Consider the following 3,217-nt stretch of genomic DNA (forward strand, 5'->3'; position numbering starts at 1 on the left):
CGATCCGGAAAAACGGATTGAAATGATCAAGAAAGCTGGCGATAATCCAGAAACGGCTATCATTTTATTAGATGTGGTTTTAGGGTATGGTGCACATAATGATATGGCAACTGAACTAGCTCCTGCCATTAAAGAAGCGAAAGCAGCAGCTCAAAAAGACGGCCGTGAATTGGTTGTTTTAGGAACAGTTGTGGGAACTTCAGCCGATCCGCAAAACTTAACACGTCAAAAACAAATCCTTGAAGAAGCCGGCGTCATTGTGTGCGAAAGCAATAACAAAGCCGTTCGGACAGCTTTAGCTATTTTGGGCCATACCATCGAAGATGAACCAAAAGAAGTTAAAGAGATTGCTAACGAGGCAGCAGTTGAAGTTGCAGAACCATCAGAAGCAACATTAGCGCTATTGAGTCAAAAACCATTTGTGATCAATGTGGGTCTGAAGAGTTTTGCTGAAGCAATCGAAGAAAACAATGGTAAAGCTGTTCAATTTGATTGGAGACCAAGTGCAGGCGGAGACGTAACGTTACAAAAAGTTTTGTACTTCTTAAATAGCTACGTTGCAAAATAAAAGAGAGCCAACAAATGAGTTTCAGAAAATACAGGAGGGTTTATTGACTATGACTTATAAAACAATTGACGAAGCAAACCGTGCAGTAATTGATAAAATCGTTGCTGGAGCACCATTTTTATTGGATGTTGTACCCGCAAAATCGGTAATCGAAGAATTAAATGAAAAGGTCTTGCTGCATGCAGGACCTCCTATCAAATGGGAAAACATGACAGACCCGATGCAAGGTTCATGTGTAGGAGCCGTTCTTTTTGAAGAGTGGGCTACAACAGAAGACGACGCAAGAGCTTTATTAGCAAGCGGCGAAGTAAAATTCATCCCTTGTCACTCGGTTAATGCAGTCGGACCGATGGGCGGAATCACATCTGGAAATATGCCGGTTTTAGTAGTAGAAAACCGGACAGATGGAAACGTAGCTTATTGCCAAATGAATGAAGGGATTGGTGCTGTCTTACGTTTTGGAGCTTATGGCGAAGATGTTGTGAACCGTTTACGCTGGATGCGCGATGTTTTAGGCCCGGTTTTAAGCAAAGTGTTACAAACAATGGAAGAAGGCATGAACTTAAACGTTATTATTGCTAAATCAATCGCAATGGGAGATGAATTCCACCAACGGAATATTGCGGCTTCATTAAACTTTTTAAAAGAAGTAGCGCCAATCGTTTCTGAACTGGATATCGATGAAAAAGAACGCCAAGAAGTGATTAAGTTCTTAGCCGATACAGACCAATTCTTCTTGAACCCGATGATGGCTGCAGCAAAAGCAGTATTGGATGGGGCAAGGACGATCGAATCAGGAACAGTTGTGACAGCTATGGCTCGTAATGGTGAAAACTTTGGTATCAAAATCAGCGGAATGGGCGATGAGTGGTTTACTGGTCCAGTTAATACACCACAAGGATTGTACTTTTCTGGTTATACGGCTGATGATGCCAACCCAGATATTGGAGACAGTGCGATTACGGAAACCTTTGGTGTAGGTGGAATGGCGATGATCGCAGCACCAGCAGTTACGCGTTTTGTAGGTACTGGCGGTTTCAATGACGCTTTAAAAACGAGCAATGATATGACTGAGATCACGATTGACCACAATCCGAACTTCCCTGTTCCAACATGGGATTTCCAAGGGATTGTTTTAGGAATTGATGCGCGTAAAGTTGTTGAAACAGGTATTTTGCCCGTTATCAATACCGGTATTGCTCATAAAGTAGCTGGACTTGGACAAATTGGAGCAGGAACGGTTACACCTCCAATCGAGTGTTTCGAAAAAGCCATTACAGCTTATGCTAAAAAATTAGGTATGGATATTTAATAACTGAAACTGTTAAACGATAAGTGAAGTGAGTTAACTGGAGAAAACAAAACTTCAATTAACTCACTTATTTTTTAAACTAGTTGTTGGAGTGGTTTGAAATGATTTTTGTACAAAAAATGTCAGAACAATTAAAAGAGAAGAACAGCAGCGACGAATTATGGCAAGTTCACAGTATTTTTAAAAATGGGCTAAATCTGATTAGCGGAAATAACGTTCTTTTTATTGGCACAGACAAAAACGGCGAATTGCCTTTTGCTCTGCATCTTTCTTTTAAAGATACAAAAGAAGTGTTGCAATTAGTCAAGGTTGGAGACCAGTTTTTTTATGATTCACAAACCAACCAGTTAAAAAGCAATGCTGTTAGTTTATCGTTTAAATACACTCATTTTTATCATTCTCAAATGCTGCCGCAACAAGAAATAACGTTAAAACAGGTAGAAAAGGTTTTAGCTGAAGCTGAAATGGTTTCAGAAAATAATGGTTTTAAAAAAAGCTTGCCATTATCGTTGGACGATGCGGCTAAAGCTGAACCTGAATTTACTAAAGCCATAAAGGGATTATTTTCATCTGATAAAGAATGTATTCGCGACAGTTTAGAGTTCTTTATCGGTCGTGGCGTTGGATTGACTCCATCAGGAGATGATCTTTTAGTAGGATTGTTAAGTATGGATTCAGCATATACGCTATTGAGCACGAATTTTAGACAGATTTTATTGGAATTGTTAAAAACAAAAGAACGCACTACAATCATTGCTGCCACTTATCTGCGCTATGCAGTTAAGCACTTGTACAGCACCACACTTCTTTCTTTTGCAAATGAATTGAGTGAGAAACACAAAGGGAATCAAATCAAAGTAGATTTTAAAACTATACTAACGAATGGAAGCACATCAGGCCTAGATACTATGACAGGTATCCTTTTAGGATTACTGATGTTAAAAGAGAGAGGAATAAGATAATGGGAAAACGAGTAGTCATCGCTCTTGGAGGAAACGCAATTTTACGTCCTAATCAAGAAGCAACATTTGAAAACCAAATGGAAAATGTACGTATCAGTACAGATTCCATTTCTGATGTAAAAAAAGCAGGACACCAAGTCATTGTCACACACGGCAACGGACCGCAAGTCGGAAACATTTTACGCCAAAATGAAGAGGCAAAAGATGTTGTTCCGCAATTGCCATTAGATGCATTGAGTGCACAATCTCAAGGTTTTATTGGGTATATGATGGAACAATCTTTAAAGAACGCCTTACTTGAAAAAGAAGTTTCTGGAAATGTCGTAACTTTGTTAACAGAAACAGAAGTAGATGCAAAAGATTCTGCTTTCCAAA

General features: G+C 39.3%; 2 protein-coding genes and 2 pseudogenes. All 4 read left to right on the forward strand.

Annotated elements, in window-relative coordinates; genetic code table 11:
* Positions 1–568, forward strand: a pseudogene (locus RT405_RS06290) (acyl-CoA synthetase FdrA); the annotation flags it as partial.
* A 49-nt stretch (positions 569–617) separates the two neighbouring features.
* A complete protein-coding gene (locus tag RT405_RS06295) occupies positions 618–1,880 on the forward strand; it encodes a DUF1116 domain-containing protein (protein WP_313468487.1) in 1,263 nt (420 codons plus the stop codon).
* 101 nt (positions 1,881–1,981) lie between these two features.
* Positions 1,982–2,842 carry a DUF2877 domain-containing protein gene (locus tag RT405_RS06300; RefSeq protein ID WP_313468489.1) on the forward strand — a complete coding sequence of 287 codons (861 nt, stop codon included), beginning with the start codon at positions 1,982–1,984 and terminating at the stop codon, positions 2,840–2,842.
* A pseudogene (locus tag RT405_RS06305) lies at positions 2,842–3,217 on the forward strand (carbamate kinase); the annotation flags it as partial. The gene RT405_RS06300 and the pseudogene RT405_RS06305, both read left to right, overlap by 1 nt.

The organism is Carnobacterium sp., from assembly GCF_032094055.1.
GTDB lineage: Bacteria > Bacillota > Bacilli > Lactobacillales > Carnobacteriaceae > Carnobacterium_A.

Bases quoted from the DNA above. Each gene is read 5' to 3' on its own strand.
- RT405_RS06295 (WP_313468487.1), top strand. From the start codon at position 618: ATGACTTATAAAACAATTGACGAAGCAAACCGTGCAGTAATTGATAAA.
- RT405_RS06300 (WP_313468489.1), top strand. From the start codon at position 1,982: ATGATTTTTGTACAAAAAATGTCAGAACAATTAAAAGAGAAGAACAGC.